Genomic DNA, 5,050 nt, shown 5'->3' with positions numbered 1-5,050 from the left:
GTTGAAGACTGTAAAGAACTCAAATTTCATGTTATGGTTTTTAATAAACGCTATGCACTTAGTATTATTCTTTATTGAGGGAATAAAACTAATTAAAAGTATTTAGGAGTAGACTTATGGATAACGATGTGACTTGAAGTACACTTCTCTTTCCTTATCACCTTTTCTATGTGAAGTATGCAATGCATTTGGTATAAGAGATATTAAACTAAGAGTCTTATAAATAAGAAAAGATGTAGAATAATCTACATCTTTTTTCGTATTACATATTCAAAAATTTATGTATAAGCTCCACGATGATGGAAATGGACTTTACTTATTAGGAGTATCCGGTCAATGTATACGAATGAAGGCTGGGTTTAGCACGAGGGAGAATGATATTACGTTCACATACAATTCGTATTGCCTGTCGCTCTTTATTCATAGACATATTGATATTGTAAAGGAGTATGAACATGACAAATAGAAATGATGCATATGGAGGGTTTATTGTATCTAGAAATGTTTTTAATGGGGTACCTATTCGATATAGTTTTCGAGAAGAAAGTTCTATTTCTCAATTAAATGGTTGGAACATCTTTTCAGAAGTGGATGATGATGAATATGTAAACAATCCAAAAAACTTTTGCATAATTAATGCAGAATCAATGTATTCAATTGCACCTCAAATGTTAGAAATATTTGAAGCACCATATGGTACAGACCTTTTTTGGGTATATGAAGATAGTGTACATGTTGGTTTTTACGATTTAGTGCAAGACTGTATGACAGATATAAATAAGATTTTAAATGTAATTTATTAAGGTCTTTTATAACTGTTTTACATGTGTAGTAATTAATTGAGGAAATTCAGAGGGATGGTGCGAGATGAGTAAAGTAGAATGGAGATTGCCAGATAAGCCTTTATTGCGAGAAAATGTAAAGAATGTGGAAAAGGAGTTGGGCATTCATTTCCCTTTAGATTATATAGAATGTGTAATGAAGAATAATGGAGCACATGTTAGCCCAGAAATATTTGAAGTTGAGGAGAAGAGAAAGGTTTTTGGGATATTACTAACTTATGATATGGATGATGATGAAAATATTATTGAGGTATTTCATGATTACAATGACACATTACCGAGAGCATTGGTTCCATTCGCATTTGACCCAGCAGGAAATTTAATTTGCTTTGATTATAAAAATCATAAAGAAGACCCAATTGTTGTCTTTTGGGAACATGAAGGTGCATGGGAAAAGGAAGTATTGATGGAAAGCGAAGGGATTACGGAAGAAGAAGCAGAGGAAGTAGCGAGAGAAAATGTATTCTATATTGCTAATAACTTTACGGAGTTTTTAAATAAGTTACATGATTAATAATATTATCCATATAAAATGGTTCGTATAAATGTAAGCAGCAATAAAAGGAGGGGGAATGATGGAATTGGAGCATCTAAAAAAAGATATTTGGTATGGAGAAGTTTCTAATCATACAATTGAAACTCTTAAGTCTAACTTAAGGGATAGTGCAACAGAGGCAGAATACTTTATTTTAATTAACGAATTGTTAAAGTTAGGTGATTTCTCCGTAAAGGGGTTACTAATTGAACTTATGAATAGTACTCGAAATGAGCTTGTTTTACATTTATGCACTAGACTATTTTGTTCAATAGCTACTCACGATGATTTATTAGAAACGAATAATTTGAAATTCCTTTCAAGTGCTTCAGAGGATGGAGTTCATAATTTTGTAGTAAGTGCTAGTGAAACTCTTTCATATCATGTAGTACCATATCTTCTAGCATTACTAGAAGAGTGGGAAGATACCTTTGTTGAAAAAGCTATTAGAAATGAACTTTCATGGATGCTTGGAATTGAGGACGAGTATTATGAAGTATCGTTAGAAGAATTTAATGAAGCTTATTCTAGTTTTATCGAAAATAACGATACGCAAGAATACTATTATCGTAATAGACTATCTTTTCCTGGAGATTTGGCAAAGGAGTTAGTTTCGGAAGTTATGAGTTCTTTAAGAGATAGAACTACTTATAATGTTGTTATTATACCTTCCGTTTTATCAATTTGGAGTGGAATCAAATGTCCTATTCAATACGATACGATAATAACAAATGAAAAAAATAGAGAGCTGATGTCATATATTGATGTTCTAACAAAGAAAGAATGGAAGATTGGTAAAAAGTATTTTTATGGACATGTAGTTGTATAAGAAAACGATATATGTGACGAATATAAAACATTCTATGGCACCCTGTTAAGGAGTGATTTTGACTATAACGGAAAGCTTTGATTGTTGCTTCGAGGTGAATAAAGTTGGAAAATAAGATGGATGTACTCAGTAAAAAATATGTATTAGAGCATGGAATAAATTTTGATGAGGAACTATGGTTTACCTCATCCAGTGATGAAGTGTTAGATAAGCCAGAAGATAAGAATGGGAAACCTTTTACTGGTTTAGCTTATGAGTTATATGAAAATGGCAACCTAGCGTATTATTGTTACTATAAGGATGGTTTTAAAGAAGGTAATTATGTTAAGTTTCATCAGAGCGGAAAAGTGAAAGCTGCGGATTACATGATAAAAGGACAGACAAGAGGAATACGGAAAATTTGGTATGAATGCGAAGTACTCAAATATGAAGGAGAATTTAAGTTTGGCATTTGCTTAAAGTATACCGAATGGGATAAACAAGGGAATATAATTAGAAAAAAAGTTGCACCGACAAAAGAGGAGATAGAACTAATTACCCGATGCTCTAAATGAGAAGGAAATCCATTAATGTAAAAAATTACAATATATTATTAGTAACATATAGAACAGTTTGTAAAATTACTTAAGAGTAAATAACAGTGGAGTGATGGAACTTGGTGAGAAAAGTAGAATGGCAATTTGCTGATGAAGCTGTAAATGAAGATCTTGTGAGAGAGATTAGTAATAAAATAGGTTTTAAATTTCCAATTGATTATATAAAATGTGTAGCTGTAAATAATGGTGCCAATGTAGAGCCAGAATTATTTAATGTGAATAATCACGAAAGAGTTTTCGGTACTTTATTATCTTTTAATGAAAATAGTGATGAATATATAGTTGATGTATATAGTGACTTTATTGATACATTGCCTAAAGAATTATTTCCTTTTGCATTTGACCCAGCAGGAAATTTAATTTGCTTTGATTATAAAAATCATGAAGAAAATCCGATTGTTGTCTTTTGGGAACACGAGGGGGCATGGGAAAAGGAAACATTGATGGCAAGCGAAGGGATTACGGCTGAGGAAGCAGAGGAAGTAGCGAGGGGAAATGTATTTTTTGTGGCTTATAATTTTACGGAGTTTTTAAATAAGTTACATGATTAATAGAGGATTAAAATAAAAGAATTTTCTTGTAAGTGGTGTTATTTATTCGTGAGGTCCCCTTGTTAATAAATAATAGTAACATCGAAGACTTAATTTAGGTAAACACAATAAGTACAAATTTGAAAGGAATAAAAAGTGTATGGATACAATTCATTTTTTGAGTGAAGTAGACATGATGTGAGAAGAAGTTAGATCGTAAAAAAGAAATATTAAAGAAGGTTGTGAGATGAAAATTACATATAAGCAGTGGGCGATAAAAAAGCATTAAAGGATAAGATAGATGAGAAACGGGTGTTAACAGGGACAATGTGTATTTTATATAGATTAAAAGGGGTAGTATAATGAGAGTGTGGAAAATTATTGGTAATTCTAATTTTGATCAATTAGAGTGTGAGAATGAGGAAGGGCAAGAAATTTTTAATAACTATTTTCAAGGTCAATCAGTAATTAATACGTGGAATCCATTGCAAATGAAATTATCAAATAAGGGAGAAGTATCTGATTTATTAAGTGAAATACCACTTATTTTTACAAAAGCAGCGATAGAAGTAGTATTTGATTTAATAAAAAGGAAAGTTGAAGTTCTTCCGCTTGTTCATGAAGGATATGAATGCTATGCAATACATGTATTAAACGTATTGGCATGTATTGATTATAAAAATGCGAAACCTGATGATTTTGGTGGATTCGACAAATTTGCTTTTATTGCAGATAAAATTAAAGGGGAACATATTTTTTGTACAATGAACACGAAGCATAAATACGGAGATTTTCCAATTGTATCTGTACAAACATTCGTATCAGACGAATTTAAAGATTGTGTTGTAGAAAGTGAACTAAAGGGGTTTAATTTTCAGTTAGTATGGGAATCCGATGAGGAAAATCATGAACAAGAACTAGAAAATAACCCAGTAATACGCCCGACATCCATTGAAGATTATAAATTACATATTCAGCAACATTATGGTCAAATTACGAATCATATAGAAGCAAATTCAAAAATAATTACTGATATAGAATTATATAATGTCGGTCCAAATGAAACAGTAGATTACAATACAGTAATAACATATCGGAATAGCTATTTCCGTATGCCAGCTCCATCAAGTGTAGATAGTGGTTATGCAGAACTTGTCATGCACCTGCCGAAGGAGTGGGAAGTAGCAGCGTCTGTTTTGGATAGTGCGAAATACGGTTGGCCCTTGCGCCTTTTACGAAAGTTTGGGGAAGAGGTAAGGGAAAATGGATATGGATTAGGGCAATGGCTTGTATTTTCGAATCAATCAGAGGGACGGATGTATGAAGCTCAATCAGTTGAAGGGAAATGGGATTCAAATACACCGTTTTATCCATATAGTAAAGAGACGGAATTTTCTGGTGTTATGGTTGTACCACCGTTGCCACAATGTTCGGATGCATTTAAAATGGAATTTCGTGAAGATGGTAAAAAAATAGAGGGTGACTGGCCGATCTATTTCCATACTCTATTACCATTATATAAAGAGGAAATCCAATGTTATTTCAAAGATGGATTGGATACGTTATTACAAAAATTACTGAAAAATGGTGTTGAAGCAGCATTTGATTTTAATCGAGAGAATACGTGTAAATAAGGTAGGAACTATTGAAAGGATTCATAGCGAAAAAGCAATAAGAATCGCTATATAACTTTATTATTAGTATTAAGGAGAATATAC

6 protein-coding genes are annotated in these 5,050 nt (G+C 32.1%); all 6 read left to right on the top strand.

Annotation, left to right across the window (positions count from 1 at the left end; genetic code table 11):
• Positions 1–455 precede the first annotated feature (455 nt).
• The 6 genes from AB3X48_RS17655 to AB3X48_RS17630 all read left to right on the top strand — a co-directional run bounded on the left by AB3X48_RS17655 (position 456) and on the right by AB3X48_RS17630 (position 4,966).
• Positions 456–803 carry a DUF2185 domain-containing protein gene (locus AB3X48_RS17655; protein WP_199715437.1) on the top strand — a complete coding sequence of 116 codons (348 nt, stop codon included), beginning with the start codon at positions 456–458 and terminating at the stop codon, positions 801–803.
• A gap of 64 nt (positions 804–867) precedes the next feature.
• On the top strand, positions 868–1,356 hold the full coding sequence (locus AB3X48_RS17650) for an SMI1/KNR4 family protein (RefSeq protein ID WP_199715436.1): 489 nt from the start codon (positions 868–870) through the stop codon (positions 1,354–1,356).
• Positions 1,357–1,417: 61 nt separating this feature from the next.
• Positions 1,418–2,206 carry an Imm47 family immunity protein gene (imm47, locus tag AB3X48_RS17645; RefSeq protein ID WP_016105403.1) on the top strand — a complete coding sequence of 263 codons (789 nt, stop codon included), beginning with the start codon at positions 1,418–1,420 and terminating at the stop codon, positions 2,204–2,206.
• A gap of 116 nt (positions 2,207–2,322) precedes the next feature.
• Complete coding sequence (locus tag AB3X48_RS17640; RefSeq protein WP_050552601.1) at positions 2,323–2,760, top strand: toxin-antitoxin system YwqK family antitoxin; 438 nt, start codon at positions 2,323–2,325, stop codon at positions 2,758–2,760.
• Between the two features lie 104 nt (positions 2,761–2,864).
• Positions 2,865–3,353, top strand: coding sequence for an SMI1/KNR4 family protein (locus AB3X48_RS17635; RefSeq protein WP_033714800.1), 489 nt, complete (start codon positions 2,865–2,867; stop codon positions 3,351–3,353).
• A gap of 341 nt (positions 3,354–3,694) precedes the next feature.
• The gene (locus AB3X48_RS17630) at positions 3,695–4,966 is read left to right on the top strand and encodes a suppressor of fused domain protein (RefSeq protein WP_199715435.1); all 1,272 of its coding nucleotides are present in this window, start codon (positions 3,695–3,697) and stop codon (positions 4,964–4,966) included.
• Positions 4,967–5,050: the final 84 nt, after the last annotated feature.

It is taken from the genome of Bacillus sp. S4, assembly GCF_040838205.1.
Classification (GTDB): domain Bacteria; phylum Bacillota; class Bacilli; order Bacillales; family Bacillaceae_G; genus Bacillus_A; species Bacillus_A cereus_U.
Note: the sequence above shows the minus strand (reverse complement) of the source record. Positions and strands in the feature narration are given on the sequence as shown.